Annotated in this window: 15 protein-coding genes; 10 read left to right on the top strand and 5 right to left on the bottom strand. The window is 51.7% G+C overall.

Annotation, left to right across the window (positions count from 1 at the left end; genetic code table 11):
* The first annotated feature begins 58 nt into the window (after positions 1 to 58).
* On the top strand, positions 59 to 310 hold the full coding sequence (locus FCH32_RS19695) for a hypothetical protein (RefSeq protein ID WP_370316670.1): 252 nt from the start codon (positions 59 to 61) through the stop codon (positions 308 to 310).
* Positions 311 to 468: 158 nt separating this feature from the next.
* Here FCH32_RS19695 and lapD read toward each other — a convergent pair whose 3' ends face one another.
* From lapD to FCH32_RS19670, 5 genes are read right to left on the bottom strand one after another with little or no spacing between them, the layout of a single operon-like run.
* Positions 469 to 2,403, bottom strand: a complete 1,935-nt coding sequence (gene lapD / locus FCH32_RS19690) for a cyclic di-GMP receptor LapD (RefSeq protein ID WP_137362598.1) — start codon at positions 2,401 to 2,403, stop codon at positions 469 to 471.
* Positions 2,404 to 2,412: 9 nt separating this feature from the next.
* Positions 2,413 to 3,102 carry a cysteine protease LapG gene (gene lapG / locus FCH32_RS19685; RefSeq protein WP_170974770.1) on the bottom strand — a complete coding sequence of 230 codons (690 nt, stop codon included), beginning with the start codon at positions 3,100 to 3,102 and terminating at the stop codon, positions 2,413 to 2,415.
* Positions 3,103 to 3,107: 5 nt separating this feature from the next.
* Complete coding sequence (locus tag FCH32_RS19680; RefSeq protein ID WP_153880077.1) at positions 3,108 to 4,001, bottom strand: transporter substrate-binding domain-containing protein; 894 nt, start codon at positions 3,999 to 4,001, stop codon at positions 3,108 to 3,110.
* A complete protein-coding gene (locus FCH32_RS19675) occupies positions 3,985 to 4,917 on the bottom strand; it encodes a transporter substrate-binding domain-containing protein (RefSeq protein ID WP_174361383.1) in 933 nt (310 codons plus the stop codon). Before FCH32_RS19675 ends, FCH32_RS19680 begins: the two co-directional genes overlap by 17 nt.
* Positions 4,910 to 7,102 carry an EAL domain-containing protein gene (locus tag FCH32_RS19670; protein WP_174361382.1) on the bottom strand — a complete coding sequence of 731 codons (2,193 nt, stop codon included), beginning with the start codon at positions 7,100 to 7,102 and terminating at the stop codon, positions 4,910 to 4,912. Before FCH32_RS19670 ends, FCH32_RS19675 begins: the two co-directional genes overlap by 8 nt.
* Before the next feature lie 621 nt (positions 7,103 to 7,723).
* Between FCH32_RS19670 and FCH32_RS19665 the strand changes: the two genes are divergently transcribed.
* From FCH32_RS19665 to FCH32_RS19625, 9 genes are all read left to right on the top strand, one after another.
* On the top strand, positions 7,724 to 9,916 hold the full coding sequence (locus FCH32_RS19665) for a sensor domain-containing phosphodiesterase (RefSeq protein WP_096755942.1): 2,193 nt from the start codon (positions 7,724 to 7,726) through the stop codon (positions 9,914 to 9,916).
* Between the two features lie 65 nt (positions 9,917 to 9,981).
* On the top strand, positions 9,982 to 12,072 hold the full coding sequence (locus FCH32_RS19660) for a methyl-accepting chemotaxis protein (RefSeq protein ID WP_117343169.1): 2,091 nt from the start codon (positions 9,982 to 9,984) through the stop codon (positions 12,070 to 12,072).
* A complete protein-coding gene (locus tag FCH32_RS19655) occupies positions 12,069 to 13,136 on the top strand; it encodes a chemotaxis protein CheB (protein WP_117343170.1) in 1,068 nt (355 codons plus the stop codon). The genes FCH32_RS19660 and FCH32_RS19655 overlap by 4 nt, the downstream gene beginning before the upstream one ends.
* On the top strand, positions 13,133 to 14,545 hold the full coding sequence (locus FCH32_RS19650; RefSeq protein ID WP_174361381.1) for a CheR family methyltransferase: 1,413 nt from the start codon (positions 13,133 to 13,135) through the stop codon (positions 14,543 to 14,545). The genes FCH32_RS19655 and FCH32_RS19650 overlap by 4 nt, the downstream gene beginning before the upstream one ends.
* An 11-nt stretch (positions 14,546 to 14,556) precedes the next feature.
* Entirely contained in the window at positions 14,557 to 16,683 is a 2,127-nt protein-coding gene (locus FCH32_RS19645) for a hybrid sensor histidine kinase/response regulator (protein WP_117343172.1), read from the top strand.
* A gap of 22 nt (positions 16,684 to 16,705) precedes the next feature.
* Positions 16,706 to 17,062, top strand: coding sequence for a response regulator (locus FCH32_RS19640; RefSeq protein WP_135911512.1), 357 nt, complete (start codon positions 16,706 to 16,708; stop codon positions 17,060 to 17,062).
* Between the two features lie 15 nt (positions 17,063 to 17,077).
* Complete coding sequence (locus FCH32_RS19635) at positions 17,078 to 18,763, top strand: diguanylate cyclase (protein WP_115257615.1); 1,686 nt, start codon at positions 17,078 to 17,080, stop codon at positions 18,761 to 18,763.
* Positions 18,760 to 19,284 (top strand): chemotaxis protein CheW, encoded by a 525-nt coding sequence (locus tag FCH32_RS19630; RefSeq protein WP_096755949.1) that lies wholly within the window; start codon positions 18,760 to 18,762, stop codon positions 19,282 to 19,284. The genes FCH32_RS19635 and FCH32_RS19630 overlap by 4 nt, the downstream gene beginning before the upstream one ends.
* On the top strand, positions 19,268 to 19,627 hold the full coding sequence (locus FCH32_RS19625) for a hypothetical protein (RefSeq protein WP_096755950.1): 360 nt from the start codon (positions 19,268 to 19,270) through the stop codon (positions 19,625 to 19,627). The genes FCH32_RS19630 and FCH32_RS19625 overlap by 17 nt, the downstream gene beginning before the upstream one ends.
* The last annotated feature ends 31 nt before the right edge of the window (positions 19,628 to 19,658 follow it).

Here is a 19,658-nt window from a genome sequence, read left to right as displayed (position 1 = left end):
TGACTGCCCTGTGTACACGGGGCAGTCGCGTCACGACATATTAATCTAAGGCAACAAGATGAATGCTGTTCCACCTGATGAACACGGCACTGAAATAGACAACCAACAGTTCCTGGCCATGCTGCAAAAGAGCGACCTGGAGATGGTGCGCGTACTGGATGACTTGATTTACCTGTTGATCCGTAAAGGCGTTATAGCGATTACCGATCTACCGCCGATGGCGCAGGTTAAATTAATGAATCGCGCGAACGCGCGTCAGGAACTCGGAGGGTTAGAACAACTGCTCGGTAACGATGACCGAATTTTTTAACGGCAACAGACAGCCTGCAGACAACGTAGAAAATGCCCGGTGGTGCAGGCTTACCGGGCCTACAAAAAATCATAACCATTTGATTTTGTAGGCCGGATAAGCGAAGCGCCATCCGGCAAAAGCAAGCAAAACAACGGCGCCCAGACGGACTGTTTTCATCACAGCGGTGCGGGCTCGCCTAACAGCTGTCCCATTGCGCCATCCACGCCCAGTTCCTGCAACACCTTAAGCTCACCAGCGGTTTCAACGCGCTCGGCAATCAGCGGTAAATCAATACTGCGGGTGGCGTTACAGAGCACTTCAATAAACAAGCGCTTATCTTTTTCTTTGTCGATATGGCGGATATAGCTGCTGTCGATTTTCAGATACGCCAGGCCCCACTGTGACAGATGACCAATCATATCGAAGCGACTGCCGAAGTGTTGCAGGCCCAGCGAGCAGCGATATTGACTTACGGCTTTAACAAACATCGCCATTTGGTTCGGCCCGGGTAGCTGGTTTTCATCCAGCTCGAGAATTAACCGACCGGCCAGCTTTGGTGCGTATTTCAGCGGATTTAACAGGTCGGAAATGGCGCGAGCACTGGTTACTGAACTGCCTGAGATACTCAGCGCTAACTTACCGGGGGCGATTTTCAGCTGATTTAAGGTCAGTTTTAACATGACCTTGTCCAGACGATGGCTCCAGCCAAAACGGTGGATCCACGGCAGGAAACGACCGGCGTTAATGGTATTGCCCTGCTCATCAACAATGCGCGACAGCACTTTGTAATGCAGGATTTTATCCGGCTGATGACAATCGACCACGGGCTGATACACCAGCTGAAATTGCTGATTCTCCAGCGCGTGCTCCAGACGCACAAACCATAAATGCTGATCTTCGCTCGCTGTGGCGACCTCTGTCGTCGGCACGACCTGGTGGTCGGTATGCGTTTCCGCTTCGACCAGCAGACGATCGGCCTGAATCAACAACGACTGCGGACTGTCTCCGGCGCTGAAGGGCACCATGCTGCAGTAGGCGACCGGCTGTTGATCTGACATTCCGGTGGCATAAAATGCCGTCAGTTTTTGCGTCAGCGAAGTACGCAGTTCCAGCATCTCACCGTGCGTGACGCCGGGACAGAGCAGGGCGAACTCGCCGCCCCGAATGCGGGCGAGCGTGCTGTCGAGCGGCGCGTATTTGGCTTTGTGTGCATTCAACAGGTTGGCGATATTCAGCAACAGCTTATCGGTATGCGGGCCGCCAAAACGCTGGTTCAGCCCCCCCAAATCCTGAACGCGAACCAACATCAAATAGCCCGGTGCGGTATCCGCATCGCTCAGTCGTGCCTGCAACTGCATATCAAATGCGCGGCGGTTGGCAATACCGGTCTGGCTGTCGAGATAGGCCTCATTGTGCAGGCGCTCACTGTAGATAGCCTGCTCTTCAAAGAGTGATTTCAGCTTGGTCGCCATCAGGTTCATGGCTGCGACGACCCGGCGCAGTTCCGGCGTTTTTGGCAGTTCAGGCAGCGTCAGGAATTCGCGACGGGTAATCGCTTCTGATTGTTTCGCCAGATAGTTAAGCGGGCGCAGCAGTTTACGCAACAGCATAACCCCCGCCAGCAGGCAGGCCAGACTACAGGACAGCATCCACACCAAATTGCCTACAGTGCTGCTCCATAAACGTTGCACCGCAAAGATGGGGTCACTGGTGACCTCCACGCGGGCGGCCTGTTGCCAACCGCGCATAATGGTGGCATTGCCCGTTTGCGGGACCACATCCACCAGATCCACAAACCAGCCGGGTACATCCGGGATTGACGCCGCAGCGTGACGTTCCAGCATCGTTGTACCGTTGGTCAGATCGACGATGCGGATTTTTTGATAGTAACCACTATCAAAAATAGAGCTCACCATCAGCTCGATCATCGCCGGATCGTTGACGTTCGGTGTGAGTGAAACCCCCAGAGCCGTTGCCGCATCCTGGGCATGCGCCAGCAGCTGGTTGTTGTATTGATGGCGGGAGCTTTCCAGCGTCACAATAAAACTGCCGCTGAAGACAATCATCATGAAAAGAGAAATAGAAAAAAGTAACTGTTTAAAAAGTGACACTGACGTTCCCTATTTATCTATCGGGAAGCCTTCTTCCCGCATTTTGGTGAATACTTGCTGCCAGCGAGAAAGTCTCTTGCTGTCCCCAATACGTTTTGTGTTCTGGTTGCCCGGCAGCCACAGGCCGCTATCGTTAAATGAGTACACCGGTAATAAATCCTGACGCTGGCTGGCCGGTGAAAGGGTGTTTGTCAGACTATCGAGAACCAGAGGGATGGCGTCAGGCGTGGCATACCAGGTCAGTACCATATGTGCGCGGTTTAAACGTAGGGCTTTAACGTAAGTGATACGCAGCTTCTCTTCGGAAACACCCAACTGCCGCAGCGTGAAATATTTTGCGATGGCGTAGTCTTCGCAGTCCGCTTTACCCTGGCGCAGGGATTCCACCGGCGTCGCCCAGTAATCGACGTTGTGCCAGACGTCGCTATCCTCGGCGTAACGGAGCTGGGTATTAAAAAACAGATTTACCGCGCGCAGCTGTGTTTGCTCATCGGCATGGCGCAGTTGAATTAAGAGCTTTTGCCAGGCGTTGATGCGCTGTTGTGCCGCAGCGCTGGCGGGGCCATAGAGGACATCGGACTTCTGCATGATGGTGGCAAAATCCCACGCCGCGCGCAGCGAATTGACCATCAATAGCAACAACAGCGCCCCTGGGATCTGCCAGAGGCGAAGTAAGCGAGTGAGTGAACAGACGCTTATTTTTTTCAAGGGTGATGCTGACATGGTGTAGCAGGCTGATTTCCCGTATGTTTACAGGCATAAGGCGCCAGCCATTTTTTGCGCAGCTGTACATTAATAGGGGAAGCGAAAATGGTTTTCAGTGAACTGTCGATGAACGCCACAAACTGCGGATCGTTTTTGCGCATCATAATGGCATAGTGCATATCCGCGCCGATGGTTTCGGCTGACACGCTGAATGTGTCAGGCAGTTCACTCTGATTAATCAGCGGCCAGGCCAGGATATCATCGATAAACAGCGCTGCAGATTCATTCTGCGCCATTTTATTAAACGCCCCGTTTATCGTGGTAGTGGTTATTGTTGAAATATTAAGATGCTGTTCCCGGTTCGCCTTGTTGAATTCCAGCAAATCTTTTGAACTGCCTGTCAGGCTAACCGTTCGTCCTTTTAAGTCAGCCAGGGAATGAATATTGTTTTTACGTAAAGAGATGATGCGCATTTTCGCGATGTAGTAGTTAACGGAAAATGAAACGCTGGAGGTCCGCTCTGGCGCGTTAGTATTTACGCCACAGTCCATGTCTATTTTACGTGTTTTTAATGCAGAAAAGCGTTCCGCAAAATTCACCGGAATATAATGAATGGTTAAGTTATTGAGCTTGAGATACTGCCGCAGTTTGTCCGCAATCAGGTTACACACCGCAATGGTATACCCCGTTACCTTGCCGTTTTGGTCGGTAAAGGAAAACGGCGGCAGCTGTCGATAACCCACGTTCAGTACGCTGCTGATTTGTATGTGTTCCAGCGTGGCGGCATTCTGCTGCGCCATCAACACAGGGGACACGGTGAGGCCAGCCAGTAAAATCAGCCCCTGCGCCACACGTTTTATCCGGGCCATCTCATGCTTAATTATATTTTTCATAATCAAAACCGATCTTCTTTTTTGCTGACGTTAATTCTTTCAGATTATCTGACATGGGAATATTTAAATTGATGGCTTTCGGCGGTATTGGAGACTGAAACCATTTATTGTACAAGGTCGTAAACTCACCGCTGGTCATCAGAGAAGATAACGTGTCATCCACAAAAGCTTTAAATTCTTTATCGTGTAAAGGGAGCAGCAGTCCCGCCGGAAGTGGCGCACTGAGCGCAATACGGGATAGCATATATTCATCCGGGTTGGCGGCCTGCGCAATCATCCCTTTTAATAATACAGTGCTGGAAATCAGCGCCGGATAGGCGCCGCTCTGAACGCCATTGAAGGCGACGTTGTTGTTAGTATCCAGCTCAATATTAATGTTAAGCGCGTTGGCGGTATTAATTTTCTGTAGTTGCTCAACGTAAACTGTGCCGCTTTTTACCAGCACGCTGTGCCCGGAAAGTGCTTGTAGATTGCCATTATAATCATTCCTACGCATCACATAGCGAGTGCTGGAAAAGTAAAATGGCAATGAGAATTCGCTAATGCTGTGGCGACCCTTCGAATAAAAAGCCGGAATGCACATGATATCGGCCATGTGTTTTTTAATGAGCACAAACTGAGATGCCGAGTTTGCGCGCACCCATTGCGTTTTCAATGTTTTAAGCTGTAGTTTGGTTTTCAGCGCAGCGACGATATTTTTACAGATATCAATGGAATAGCCAGCAGGTGACGTACCTTCCTGGTACGAGAAAGGAAAGGCATCATCCTGGTAACCGAGGGTGATAGTTTTCATACTGGCAATCTTCTCCAGCGTGCGCTGTTCGGGCAAAACATCCGTCGCGCAGCGTGCAGAGAAGGGGATTAACAGCGCAGCGGCAAGCACAATACGCGTTGCCAAACGCAGGCGATTAGTCATGCATAACCTCTTCTGCAAGGGCTTCATCGGCAAAAGCAGACAACACGTCACGCTCGCGCAGCGGATAGCTGAAGAAATATCCCTGCACATGTTGGCACTTAATTTTGCGCAAAATGTTGCGCTGGAGCGGTGTTTCCACCCCTTCCGCGGTGACGGAGATATTGTACTTTTGCGCGAACTGGATAAGCATCACAATCAAGTACTGGCTGGCATTATCCTGCTCTAATTTATCGATAAGCGTGCGGGCAATCTTGATGCGCGTGAAGGGATAGACCAGCAAATAGTCCAGCGCGGCGTAGCCTGTTCCCAGATCGTCCATTGCGATATCGATCCCCATCGCGCGGATCTCTTTCAGTACCGGGAGGGCAATAGACTGATCCAGTTTCTCGGATTCGGTGATTTCAATTTCGAGTCGATTGGCTGACAGTTGGCTGGTGCGTAACGCTTCTTTGATGATGTCGACCAGCCCTGGGCTGTGTAGCTGGTTGGCTGACACATTGACGGCAATGCGGATGTGTTCCGGCCATTTTGCGGCGACGGCGCAAGACTGGCGAATTACCCATTCACCTAAACGCACAATCAGGCCCGAGCTTTCAGCAATATTGATAAAGTAATCCGGGTAAATCAGCCCTTTCGTCGGGTGATTCCAGCGGATCAGCGATTCGTAGCCGTGAACCGTTTCATCCTGCAGATTAACGATGGGCTGGTAGTAAAGTTCGAACTGCTCGTTATCAATACCATCAATAATTTCCTGATTAATGAACAGGCTGTGGCTCTGTTTCATCACCATGCCGTCTTCGAAGAAATGGAAGCAACCGCGGCCATGGTGCTTGGAGGCATACATGGCCAGATCGGCATTGATCATCAATGTTGAGGTATTATTGCCCTGATAAGGTGCGCTGGTAATGCCAATGCTGCAACTGATAGAGAAGGTGTGGGTGCTCCAGCTAAACGGTGTGCTCAGCGCGCGGAGAATACGTTTCGCCAGCCGGTTCGCCTCTTTAACGGCGTTGTCGCTGACCTGTTGCAGAATCGCAAACTCATCCCCGCCCAGACGTGCCGCCATATCGTTTGGCCCCAGCAATAATTGCAGGCGCTGCGCCACGTTGATTAACACTTCATCGCCGGCTTTATGGCCGAAGGTGTCGTTTACCGGCTTGAAGTTGTCGAGGTCAATCAACAGCAAGTTGAACGGTTTCTCTGCCTGCTGGACTTCACTGACGCGTTTATCCAGCGCCAGTCCGAAAGAGACGCGATTGGGTAAGCCTGTTAGCGAATCATGATGGGCCATATGCTCCATCTTTTGTGACATCTCATGCATACGCTGTAGATAGCCGCGTTCTTTCATCGCAACGCGCAATTTTTCAATGGCGCTGGCGAGATGTCCAATCTCATCATCCTGGTCAAGATAGGGGGTGACAGAGTCGGTTTCTTCGCGGGCAATGCGGGTAATGGAGTTAATCAGCAACGGAACCGGGCGGAACAGACGGCGCATGAACAGCGTCACCAGCGTCAGCGTTGCCAGTAAAATGAGGACGAAAATGATACTGCTCTTTTTCAACATCGCATCATAGGCAGCGTACAGATCACTCTTCTTACCAATGCTGCTTATCAGGCTGCCGAGGATTTCGCCTGAGGGCGTCAGAACAGGGACGGCGCTGATGAAGCACGCTTCGCCGTTGATCTGGGCAAATCCGATATAGTCGTTGACCAGCACATCGCGTGGCAAACGCCCGGCGAAGGAGATTACCCCGTCGCCCTCTTCAGACTTATTGTTGATGCCCACGAAACCTTTATCTGGCGTATACAGGAACATCCAGGTGGGATTGTGCGTTTGCGCTGAGGCCAGTGCCAGAACGTCTACCGGGTTATAGCCGGTCTGAATAATGGAGTCGGTATCGCCAAGCTGTCTGTCCGAGACAATACGGGATATTTGCCCCGTGTCGCGGGTTTCAACCGAAACGGTGGTATACACGCTGCGGATGATGTAGGTCATGATCTGGGCGTTGGCTTCTGCTCTCTGTACCCACTGCTGATAAGAAAAGTTGTCGATCAGGCTCCAACTGGTAAAGGCACCAGCACCAAACGCAATAATGATCCCCGCCAGCAAAAACTGTGTTATTTTGCCGGTGATCGAATGTTGCCATCCTTTTATTGCCTTTAGGGAAAACAGAGACGTGGCCACGGATTCTTTTTAATTCCTGAAAATACACATATATGCTGAATTAAATTTCTTTTATGACTTAATGAAATAACAGTATGGGTATTTTTGTTACAAGTAAGTAGATGAAAGGTGTGAAACTCTCAGGTACAACATTTAATTAACACTGGAGCTGAATGGCTAACGATAAAATAACGGTGTATAAATATAAGGATCGCTGTACGTTTCGTCAACAGGTAAAAATGTACATTAAAACACACTTTCATTCAGTGGTGATGTGTCGTATTAATGTTGACATTAATGCCTGTAAGGAATGTTTTTTGTACACACGTTAAAGATGTGCGATGGATACGCTGGCGGCGCTGTATTTTTACACTATTAATCAATTGATTAGGTGGCTTATTAACTGGTGAGATAAAAATAAAAATATCATGATATGTCCATTTTTATCTATAAATGATGGTTTATTTTCTGATGCGATATGAATAAGATGCACGCTTCAATGTAGAACCTTTTTTATTTTCTCAGTGTGCGGTTAATGTCATCAATTTTACAATGGTTAATGACTAGCCCAAATGGATTTGTTTGCGACATTAGAATCTGGATTAAAGTCCTATTGGTATAGTGTATAGCGGATAAATTGATTTGGACGCAATAATAAATACAAACACTGCAAAAATCACTCGTGAATGGTGTCTGCCGCTTGCTATTCCTGGCCTTTTTTATCCACTGGCACACTATCTTAACGGTTACTGCATTCTTAATAATACTCTATTAACCGTTTACGATCTCAAATTAGCCGTATTTTCCGCCGCATTGGTTCTCTTTGGTTATCGGGTTCTGCCGGGGATAATGCTGTTTCTGGCGGTGATGTTTTGGGTTGGTCCTGCAGGCGAACACGTGGATGCGTTGTGCCTGACGGCGGCATCGACGCTGAGCTATGCCATTTATCGTAAAGTGACGGGCAGACGCAGTAGCGCCAGCTTTAGCCGGATCACCATCAGCCTGAATCGTATGATTTGGCTCTGCGGCTACAACATTTTGCTGTATCTGCTTTTCAGCAAAATTTTCGCCTTTGTGGTTCCCCACAGTCAGCGATCGGATGTGGCGAACCTGCATATTATGAGTCTGGAAATGCTGGTGCGTGTCCAGGGACTTGCTAACGGTTGCCTGACGGGGATCCCCTTTTTCTACAAAGCATTTCGCATCCTGCGCCGACCGTCCTGGTTGTTTACCTTTATTAAGTCGATCGGCGAACAATGCAAAGGCAATGTCACGGTATACGGCGTCATGGCGTGGTGCACCGTGCTTATTGGTCTGATGCTATGTTTAACGTCGCCCTATAACTCGAATATTTTCTTCTCATTCTACAGCCTGATCCTGCTTTTCCCGTTGATGCTGTGGGGAGCTATTAAGATTGGCCACTCATTTACGATGCTGGTGTGGACGGTGGTATTAATTATTCTGGGCAAGCATAACGATAATTATATCGCCAGCGATGAGAGTTTCATGCTGCACCAGGCTATGGTTTCAACGCTTATTTTTATCTTTTCACTCACCATTGTGATTATGGGCGCGCTGGCAAAATTTACCCGTCAACGATTTAGCCAGGCGCTGGTATTAGGTCTGACCGACCCGATGACGGGCATGGCAAACTTGCGTGCGCTGAAGACGGAGCTGTTTACGACCGAACATGCGACGGTGTGCCTGATTCAACTCCCCGAACTGGAGCTTTTTTCCCGCCGCTACGGTTTTCATTTTCGTACCCGTTATCAGAAAATTTTGGCTGAGCATTTGCAGAAGCATTTGGTCGAAAGTGAGAAGGTCTATTATCACGCCGGTTATGATCTGCTGATCAGGCTGGAAAATTGTACCTGGGAGCGGTTGTGTGATTTATACCAGGCCGCTAACGGTTTTCGCCTTTTTCATAATAATCAGCGGCTGGGGTTTCGCAGTGGTTTGGGCTATTGCCTGATTCACGATGTGAGCGATGACATCTATCAGTTGGTGGGGAAACTGGGCATGGTCGCGGGGTTGTCTCTGACCAACGGCAGACCCGAAAACCTGGAAACGCAACATAGCCGCATGCTCGGCAACCATATTGTGGATAAAACCGATATTCGCACGGCGTTGCAAAATGCGTTGGATAACAATGCGTTTGTGCTGATGGCCCAGCCTATTGTCAGCACCCAGGGCGAAGAACACTATCATGAAATATTGATTCGCATGTTAAACGATAAGGGTGAATTTATTTCGCCAAACAGTTTTCTGCCGGTGGCGCATGATGCGGGGCTGGCACCGGAAATCGATTTATGGGTCATCGAAAATACGCTCAAAGCCATGTGTCACCATCCACAGCGTTGCTTTTCTATTAACCTGGCACCGGTGACGGTATGTCGTTCAAATATTGTCTCGAAGATCACCCAGCTCTTACAGGAATACGCCGTCGCGCCGCAGCGAATTATTTTTGAGATTACCGAAGCGGATACGCTATCCGATAAACAACAAACCGTAGAAACGCTGCGTTTAATTCGCCAATTAGGCTGCCGGGTGGCGATTGATGATTTTGGTACCGGGTTCGCCAGCCATGCGCGTTTGATGAATATCGAGGCGGACATTTTGAAAATTGATGGCTCGTTTATTCGGCGGATCACGGAAAGTGAAATCAGCTACTACATCGTTGAATCATTCTGCCGCGTTGCCGAAATGAAAAACATGCAAGTCGTCGCCGAATTTGTGGAAAACGCCAGTATTCAGGCATGCCTGGAGCAAATGAACGTGGGGTGGTTGCAGGGATATCACATTGGTAAGCCGACACCGCTGCTCACGCTGAAATAGCGTGGCGCCAGCACAATTCTGACTCAAAAAAAGAACAGCGCCTTCTCAGATAGAGAATAAAAAATATGAGTGACATGATTAAAGTAAAAGAACGCCCGGCGGCCATATCTTCAGACGGACCCACTGCACGAGTGCTCGCCTGGCTGCACAGTATTCACCTGGGTGTCGCGATGAAACTCGGCATGATTCTGGTGGTGTGCATTGCCACGCTGCTGATTGGCGCCTCTTTTATGTTATCGAATTATCTGTCCAGCGAGCTGCAGGTTAATGCGCTGGAAATGATCAAAACCAACACCCGTATTTTCCACAACAATATCTCTAATGAGTTTCAACGGGTTACCCGGGATGCGGAACATTACAGCAATGTTTACATTAATAACTATCAGAATGTAGCCAATAAGCCACTGCGCTCTATGGACGCGTCTGAACTAAAAGCCGTTTTGAGTAACCCCAATACAAACGACCATTTCACCGAATTAACCAGCGTCTTTGCCAGTACCTTTATTCTGCAGGGCGAGCAGTTTGTTCGCGTCAGCAGCACGTTGCTGGCCAGTTCCGGTAACACGGCGACGGCAACGGTATTGGGGCGCGATAATCCGGCATTGCCATTACTACTGAAAAATAAACCGTTTTCAGGTGTGGTCACGCTGTTTGGTAAGCAGTTTATTAGCCACTATGAGCCGATTGCCGATAAATATGGTCAGGTGATTGGTGCCGTGGCGGTCGGGTTTGATGTCAAACAGACCCTGCAACCGATCATCAGGCAGTTATTGGATGTGCATATTGGTAAAAATGGCTACGCCTACGTGCTGGATGCCGGGTTCGACCCCGGGCGTATGTTGGCGCACCCTTCGCTGGCTAACCAGCAGGCGGTGAATATTACTGACGCCAACGGTTATAAGCTGTTTGCCGATATCCTCGAACATAAAAATGGCATCACCTACTACAACTGGGTGAGTGGTTATGGTGTCGCACCTAAGACCAAAGTTGCCGTCTATGAGTACATTGAAGGGATCAACTGGATCATCGCCACCACCAGCTATGTGGATGATGTCGCCAAGAGCAGCAATCTTGTGCGCAATGGCCTGTTGCTGTTCACCGCGTTGCTGTTACCCATCATTTTATTGCTGATTGCGATTGCCAGCCGCTTCCTGATTTCACGCCGTCTAAACCGCGTGCTGAGGATTGCGCAGACCATCGCGGAAGGTGACTTAACGGTGGATGTGCAGGTGGATCATCCTGATGAAATTGGCGAACTGCTCGGCGCGGTAGAAATGATGCGCCAGCGCCTGCACTCGCTGGTGGGGGATATGGTGTCTCATGCGAACTCAGTGCACCAGGCATCATTGCACATCACCGAGGCGGTAGACGGCCAGGCCTCAACCAGCGTGGAAACCTCATCTTCAGTGGCTGAAATTACCTCCACCATGGAAGAGCTGTCGGCCTCTTCCACCCAGATAGCCGAGCATTCGCGGGCGGTGGTCGATATTGCCAACCAGACGCTTGAGGATTGCAATAAAGGCTCGGATTCGATGTCGCAGCTGCTGATGCGCATGACGGATATCGACAACGATAACCAACAAAACATGCGTGAAATCATGATGCTCGGCAACAAGTCGACGGAAATCAGCCGCGTGATGGTGATCATTAACAGTGTGGCGGATCAAACCAAACTGATCGCCTTTAACGCCGCGCTGGAAGCGGCCAGCGCCGGAGAAGCCGGGAAACGTTTCTCCGTGGTGGCGGCTGAAATCCGTCGTCTGGCGGATTCAGTCACCGAATCGACGGTTGAAATCGAGAATAAAATTAGTGAAATCCAGAACGCGATTAATCGCCTGGTGCTGAACGCGGAAAAAGGTGGCGAGAGCATAAAATCGGGGACGAGGGCGTGTCAGCTGAGCGCTGAGCACCTGAATGATATCGTCGTTACCGCAGAGCAAACCTCTACGGCGGCGCTGCAGATCTCGCTGTCTACCCAGCAGCAGAAAACCGCCAGCAATCAGGTGGTTATGGCGCTGCGTGAAATTGTTGTCGCCAGTAACTACACGTCGCAGTCGATCAAAGACATTCTGATTGTGAGTCAGGATATGACACAGCTGTCGAAGGCGCTGAAAGAGGCCTCTGCATCATTCACCCTGATGGATATGGATGCATGAGTAGCCGCGGTATTCGGGTACTGATCCTGGATTTGGGCAGCGTGTCGCGCAACCAACTGGTCAAGCAACTGGAAGATCATCCACATATTTCGGTGGTTGGGCAGGCGGCCCATCGCCGCCAGGCAATGCGGTTGTTGCAACAGTTAGGGCCTGATCTGCTGATCCTGACGCTGGAAACGTCGACCGCCGATAACGTCGAGATCGTCGAAACCATCATGGCGACCAGCGCAATCCCTATCCTGGTCATGCATTTTGGTGGTGAAAATGCAGGCGATGAGGATTACATCTCTCGCGGGGCGCTGGCGGTGTTGCACTATAACTACGACTCCCCACTCGCCATCCGTACACTGCATCGACAGGTGGAACTGCTGGTGGGCGTGAAGGTCATCCGTCATATCAAGGGGTTACGCTACCCTGCAGAACCGAGTGTGTCGGGCACGCGATTGGCAATGGAAACGGTTGAGACCACGGCCGACTGGCCCTATGTGCTGGCGATTGCCTGTTCGACCGGTGGGCCGCAGGCACTGAGCAAACTGTTGCAGGATTTACCCGGTACGTTCCCGTGTCCGGTACTGATTGCCCAGCACATTGCCGATGGTTTCGCCAAGAACATGGTGCACTGGCTGGACAGCGTAACCGATCTGAAGGTACGGCTGGCGCAGGATAATGACCCGGTGGAGGCCGGAAATGTCTATATCCTGCCACCGGAACAGCATCTGATCGTCAAAAGTAACCAACGGCTGGCGACGGTTCCACGACAAGAAAGCGACGTGTATCACCCCAGCTGCAATCTGTTACTGGAGTCGGTCGCTGAGGTGTTCCGCGAAAAAGCGGTTGGGCTGATCATGACCGGAATGGGCAGCGATGGATGTCGCGGCATCGAGCTTATCGTCCAGCGAGGTGGACGAACGCTGGCGCAAGATGAAGAAAGTTCGGTGGTCTTTGGTATGAACAAGAACGCGATTGATAAGCAGCTCATACACCGCACGATCCCGCTGAATGGCCTCGCGAAGGTGCTGCTTTCGATGGCAGGTCACGGGCATTTCGAGAGTACATTGCCATGATACCCAACCTTCCAGAATATGCCCGCTTGATCAAAGAACGGGTGGGTTTGCACTTTGATAATGCGATGGAAGCGCTGCTGAAATCGGCGCTGAGTCAGCGCATGGCTGAGCGTAATATCACTGATTATTATGAATACTATGAAAAACTGCGGCTGTCGCAGGACGAGTTTGATCGCTTTATTACCCTGATTACGATTAACGAAACGTATTTTTTCCGTGAAAGCGACACGCTGGATTTAATCTGCGAAAAATGGGTGCCGCGGATCATGCAACAGCGTAGCGGTCCGGTGCGTATTCTTAGCGCAGGGTGTTCATCAGGGGAAGAAGCCTACTCGCTGGCCATCAAACTGCATGAAAAGTACCAGGATGGGATGGCGGAACGGGTTGAACTCTACGGCTGTGATATTGACCCGGCAATTCTCGCGAAAGCCAGAAATGCCAGCTATTCCAGCTACTCGTTTCGTGGCGTCGATCCGTTAATTCAGCAGCGCTATTTTACCCGTACGGGAAACCAGTTTCGGCTACATGACGCCATCCGTGAAAAAGTGTCATTCCACCGCACCAACATCATCAAAGAGCAACTGCTGCCGGAAGTGGACATTATTTTGCTGCGCAACGTGTCTATCTATTTCGACACGCCGACCCGCCGCGAGCTGCACGCAAATTTGCAAAAGATGCTGCAGCCGCACGGCGCTCTGTTCTTCGGCAACGCAGAAACGCTGGCGAACAATTTCGATATCCTGAAGCTTGAGCAGGAAGAGAGCATTTTCTATTTTTGCCACCACGCTGAATCTCCTCGGGTGGTGCCAACACCACGGGCTACGCCGCGCGCGACCGTCACCGCCCCCGTTGTTGCCGTCGAGCCTGCCGCACCCGCGACGCTTAAGTCTGACGACTGGCTGAAAAAGGCGCGTGCCTGCCTCGATGAAAAACGTTTTTCCGATGCTGAAAAGTGTATCGCCTGCGTATTACGCAGCGATCCAGGCCATCAGGATGCGCTGCTGATTCAGGGCGTGATTGCGCTTGAGCAGCGAGAGTTCTCGCAGACCACCGGCAATGCGCAAAAGATCCTCGCCCAGGATGAATGGTCGGCAGAGGCAAAAATGTTGCTCGGTCTGGCGATGATGTGGCAGCACCAGACGCAGCAGGCGATTGCCTGGTTCAAACAGGTGGTTTATCAGGAACCGGGTTACTGGCCCGCGCATTATTATCTGGCCGAAATGTATCGCCAAAGTGAACTTCACCAGCCCGCGCAGCGGACTTATCGCGTGGTGATGCAATTACTTAACGATGAAATCAACAATCCTTCAACGGTGTGTCGTCTACGTTTGCCGATGGTCTTTCCCGGCACGACGTTTCGCTTTCTGTGTGAACATCAACTGGCGCAATTCGCCCATCAAAGCGGGTAATAAGAACGATTATGGCTATCGATCTGAAAAAATTCGTTCTGCGTTTTATTGATGAAGGGAGAGGTCATTTGCAGACGCTCAGCGAGGGGGCCTTTCTGCTCTCTGCTGGGGAACATACTGATGCCGGGATCGGTGAGATGTTTCGCGCCGCGCATACCCTGAAAGGGGGAGCACGGATGCTGAAACTGCAAAGTATCGCCGATGTCACGCATCACCTGGAGGACGTCCTGAGCGAACTGCGGGAAAAAAAACTGACGCCGGACCGGGCGCTGGGCAACCTGATTCATGAAGCGGTGGAGTATCTCTCAAACCAATTGACCCAGCTTTTTGTTAGCGCAGGGGATAACCAGCTGCCGCCTGCGGATGCGGGGCTGTGTGAACGTCTTGCCTGTGCGAGCCGTGGGGAAGCCGCTACGTTGGCGGTGGAGGCGGTTATTCACGCGGACAAACCCGCGCCGTCGGCGGCGTCGATTACCGTGGACGGTGGCATTAAGCAGGCTGACTTCGTGCGCGTTAAGCTCAACAAGCTGGATGATCTGATCGACATTCTGGGGGAAGTGGTCGCCGGTCATGACCGCCTGGAACAGCAGATACAGAACCTGAGTCACATTGTGCCGCGGTTGTTAGGGCTAAGCGCAGAGCAACTTCGTCAGCAGATCCGCGATTTCAGCGCCCAGTTAAAAGAGAGCGTACAGGTTCAGCATTTGCAGATGTTTGAACTGTATGACGTGGCGGCGCGGATCCGCATGCTCCCGCTTTCCACGCTCTTTGAGCCGATTTCATTGCAGGTGAGTGAGCTGGCCTCCACGCTGAATAAGCAGGTGGTCTGCCGCTTTGTGGGCGGGGAAGTGGAGATTGACCGCCAGCTTATTGACCGGCTATCGGAGTCGCTGACGCATCTACTGCGCAACGCGGTCGATCACGGCATTGGTGACATTGATGAGCGGTTGGCGCTCGGTAAATCCACGCGCGGTACGATCACCATCACTACCCAGCAGGATGGCAGCGGAATATTACTGCGGGTGGAAGATGATGGCCGTGGGCTGAACTATCCGGCCATCAGCGCGAAGGCGGTCAGTAGAGGACTGGTTCCCGCGTCGATGGCCGGGCAGCTCTCCGAGCAGGAGTGCAATGAACTTATTTTTCATCCCGGTTTTTCAACCAGCAAAATCGTTTCTGAACTGTCCGGTCGCGGCGTCGGTCTTGATGTGGTGCGCAAAACGGTGGTAACCGATTTGCAGGGGGATTTGCAGGTGTACAGTCGGCAAGGTGTCGGAACGAGTTTCACGCTGCGTCTGCCGGTATCACTGACAATGATGCGTATCCTGCAATTTGAAGAGCAGGGACACCTGTTTGGGTTGCCCGCTCAGTACGTGGTTGAGGTGGTGGAGTACACCCCGGAAGGGATCAGCGATATTGCCGGACGCCCGGCCATTATTTTGCATAACGAGTTTATTCCGGTGGTTTGCGCAGGCCTGCTACTCGGTATACACGCACGTCAGGGAAGCCGCTCTCCGGCGGGGCAGCGCTTAATCATTGTGCAGAATCAGTACAGCAAGATGGCGCTGCGGGTCGATAAGTTGCTTGATGAGCGCAAGATGATGATCAAACCGCTACCGAAGCATATGCAACAGCAATCGCTGGTATCCGGAATGGTCCAGACGCCGGAGAACCAGCTGGTCAGTATTTTACAAGTTCCTGCGTTGATGGCGATGGCGCAGCAATCGAGACAGACCAGTACGCCCGTAAAACCGGTGAGCGTGGCGCAAAACGCCTGGCATGTGCTGGTGGTTGATGACTCGCTGAATACCCGCGAGATAGAAAAAAATGTACTGGAAGCGCACGGCTATCAGGTGACGCTGGCGGAAGATGGGCTGTCAGGCTTGCAGAAAGCGAAACTGACCCAGTTTGATGCGGTCCTGACGGATGTCGAAATGCCGTTTATGGATGGTTTTACCTTCACAAAATCGCTGCGTGGCGAGAAAAACTACCAGCACACGCCGATTATTATCGTGACCTCCCGCGCCAAGGAAGAAGACCGGCGGCGCGGTATTCAGGTAGGCGCGGATGCCTATATTGCCAAGGGCGATTTCGAGCAGGACAGCCTGATAAAAACCTTAAAAATGCTGTTGTGCTGAGGGCACAACACCGAGAGAGACGATGCGAATTTTATTAGTTGATGATGATCTTTTTGCCGCTGAACTGGCATCCGTCTTCCTGGAAATGGACGGCTACGAGGTGGTGATTGTGGAAAGCGCCATCTCTGCCTTAGCGTGCCTGGATTCGGATAAAACACTCGATCTGGTGATTAGCGACCTGCATATGCCAGAGATCAGCGGGCTGGATCTGCTGGCGCTGCTGCGTGCCCAGGGCTGGTCTAAACCGTTTATTTTGCTGAGCGCCAATGAAGTGACGGCCAGCGATGTGCCGTATGATCGCTGGGTGAAAAAAGATGAAAATCTGGCGGAAAACCTCGGCGCCGCGGTCAATGCGCTGCTGCAGCCTGCTACTGAATAAGTCAAAAACCTCACGATGAAACAAGAAAATAAGCACCTTGCTATGGCTGCCGCTCAGGAAAAAATCTCACGGCTGAGACAGGGGTTTTTACGCCGCATTCCCGATATGCTGGCACAAGCGGACAGGCTATTGGTGCAACTGGTCGCCGAACCCAGCGAGGTTTGTCGTAAACAGCTGCATATTTTGCTGCACAGTATTCACGGGTCTGCCGGGTCTTTTGGCTTTGCTCCGCTCGCTACTGCCTCCGCGGAAGGTGAGCGATTACTCACCGAGCCGGAGCAATGCACATTACATTGCGATGAGCTACGGAGGATCCTCCGTTGGCTGTATACCCTGACGCAAGAACAGCTCAGTCTTGAGCATCGTATCAGCGACACAGGCTTCAAATTACCGAACCCTGAGGAGCGTCCAGAGGAGGCGTTTGTCCGCCGTACCAGTAAACCGATCTACCTGTGCGATGATGACCTCGATCAGGTTGAGCTGCTCGCCACCCAACTGCGCTGCTTTGGTTTTACCTGCCATGTCTTTGCGAATACCGAGGACTTTACCCAGGCCGTACTGGCGCAACCGCCTTCCGTGGTGATCATGGATGTCAGCTTTCCGGACAACGCCTACGGCGGCCCGCTGACCATGTCGGATCTGAAAAAGAAAGTTGGCACCGCTTTCCCGGTGCTGTTTCTCTCCTGTCACAGCGACTTTACGGCGCGCATTAATGCCATAAAATCGGGCTGCGACGGCTACTTTGTTAAACCGGCGTCTATCACCGATTTAGTGCAGGAGCTTCACCGCTTAACCCAGCCGTCGCTAAAGAAACCCTATCAGATCCTGTTGATTGACGATGAGCCAGCGGTCGCGGAATACAACGCGGAAATGCTGCGGATGGCGGGAATGGACGTGCATGTGCTGGAGAAACCTCAGTATTTGCTGCATGTGCTGAACGCCCAGCCGATTGATCTGGTACTAATGGACTACCACATGCCTGAGTTTAGCGGCGTGGATCTGACCAAACTGATCCGCCAGATCCCGCAGCACATTGGCCTGCCGATTGCCTATCTTTCCAGTGAAACTAATAAGACGGCGCAGTTTGGCGCCATGAGTATTGGTGCGGAGGACTTTATCCTCAAACAGGCCGATCCTCAGGGATTGATCCATGCCGTGTCGATCCGAGCGGAAAGAATGCGCACCCTGCGCGCCCGGATGTCGCAGGACAGTTTGAGTGGGTTATACAACCACTCGACGACCACCCACTTTCTTAAAAGCGCGATCGCCGAATCTAACTACAGCGGTAAACCGTTCTGCATGGTGATGGTGGACCTGGATCATTTTAAAAATATTAACGATACCTACGGCCACGTCGTCGGAGACCAGGTGATTGTCGGCATCTCGCAGCTGTTTTCCCATCGTTTACGCAGCACCGACATCGTGGGCCGCTACGGCGGGGAAGAATTCGCCATCATCATGCCGAATACCACCAGCGAAACGGCAGCCCTGGTAGTGGAACGTTTACGCAAGGATTACGAGCAGGTCGCGTTCTCCGTTAATGATACCTATTTTCACAGTACCTTCAGCGCTGGTATCGCGCAGTGGCAGTTTGGCGATCGTATTGAAACGCTGCGTGAGCGTTCCGATCAGGCGCTGTATGCCGCCAAGCAAAAAGGCCGCAACACCTTCTGTATCGCTGAAGAAAAGGAGAGGGCATGAGCCCACAACTGGAGCAGATCCTGGCGCTGAATCATGGTGAGAAACCCGAGTGTGAAAGCGTCGATGAGCCGCAGTGCACGCTGGTGTTATTTCAGCTGGCGGATAAAAACTTTGCTTTCTACGGCGCGCAGATAAGAGAGATCCTCGCGGAACGTCCTATCTCGTGGGTACCCTGTTGTCCGCCGATGCTTGAAGGCGTGATCAACTATCGCGGGCGCGTGGAGTCGGTCATGAGGCTGGACGGCCTGATTGACAACCCCGTGGCTAACGCCCTGGGAAAACGGACTATCCTGATTGGCTGCGGTGAGAGGATGCAAAGTGGCATCCTGATTGACAGATTGATTGATGTTCTTGAGGTGGTGGAAAGCCAGATTCATTTACCCGGTGATTCGCTGCCTCCGGCGCTACAGCCGATTGCGGTCGGGGTGGTCAAGGTGGGCGACACCTGGTTCACCCTACTGGATCTGAATCTGGTATTTGACCGTTATCAGGAGACCTGTGGTGATGACGCAACCCGTTAACCTGGCGGCCGTGCGCATCCGCATGGGAACGCAGGAGTTTTACATTCCTGCAAGCCAGGTCCGCAACTGCTCGCGGGTGACGCACGTTTCACCGGCTATCCCGCGCTTTAGCCAGTGGCTGGGCATTGCCGATGAACCGCCAGAGGGCGGGCATTTGCATTTTTTTGTTCCGCCAAGTGGTGTTGATACTGGCTGGTACTTATGGGGGCAACTGGAGAATGTCATGCTCTCCAGCGACATCATTTTTGCGCTGCCTCCGCTGCTGGCTCACAGCTGTCGCCTGCCCGCGTTACGGGCGCTGGTGGGGCGCGAAGCGCTCAGCCCGCTGTTGAGCTGGGGCTGATAAATTAGCGCTTTATATGCTGCGGGGCAGG

Origin of the sequence: Citrobacter gillenii, from assembly GCF_013337685.1 — a bacterium.
Taxonomy (GTDB): Bacteria; Pseudomonadota; Gammaproteobacteria; order Enterobacterales; family Enterobacteriaceae; genus Citrobacter; species Citrobacter gillenii.
This window is presented reverse-complemented; position numbering and strand designations above follow the sequence as displayed.

What these genes read in the sequence shown, in the direction of transcription:
- FCH32_RS19640 (WP_135911512.1), top strand. Translation starts at nt 16,706, where the DNA reads ATGCGAATTTTATTAGTTGATGATGATCTTTTTGCCGCTGAACTGGCA.
- FCH32_RS19625 (WP_096755950.1), top strand. Translation starts at nt 19,268, where the DNA reads ATGACGCAACCCGTTAACCTGGCGGCCGTGCGCATCCGCATGGGAACG.
- FCH32_RS19675 (WP_174361383.1), bottom strand. Translation starts at nt 4,917, where the DNA reads ATGACTAATCGCCTGCGTTTGGCAACGCGTATTGTGCTTGCCGCTGCG.
- FCH32_RS19660 (WP_117343169.1), top strand. Translation starts at nt 9,982, where the DNA reads ATGAGTGACATGATTAAAGTAAAAGAACGCCCGGCGGCCATATCTTCA.
- FCH32_RS19695 (WP_370316670.1), top strand. Translation starts at nt 59, where the DNA reads ATGAATGCTGTTCCACCTGATGAACACGGCACTGAAATAGACAACCAA.
- FCH32_RS19650 (WP_174361381.1), top strand. Translation starts at nt 13,133, where the DNA reads ATGATACCCAACCTTCCAGAATATGCCCGCTTGATCAAAGAACGGGTG.
- FCH32_RS19655 (WP_117343170.1), top strand. Translation starts at nt 12,069, where the DNA reads ATGAGTAGCCGCGGTATTCGGGTACTGATCCTGGATTTGGGCAGCGTG.
- FCH32_RS19680 (WP_153880077.1), bottom strand. Translation starts at nt 4,001, where the DNA reads ATGAAAAATATAATTAAGCATGAGATGGCCCGGATAAAACGTGTGGCG.
- FCH32_RS19630 (WP_096755949.1), top strand. Translation starts at nt 18,760, where the DNA reads ATGAGCCCACAACTGGAGCAGATCCTGGCGCTGAATCATGGTGAGAAA.
- FCH32_RS19645 (WP_117343172.1), top strand. Translation starts at nt 14,557, where the DNA reads ATGGCTATCGATCTGAAAAAATTCGTTCTGCGTTTTATTGATGAAGGG.
- FCH32_RS19635 (WP_115257615.1), top strand. Translation starts at nt 17,078, where the DNA reads ATGAAACAAGAAAATAAGCACCTTGCTATGGCTGCCGCTCAGGAAAAA.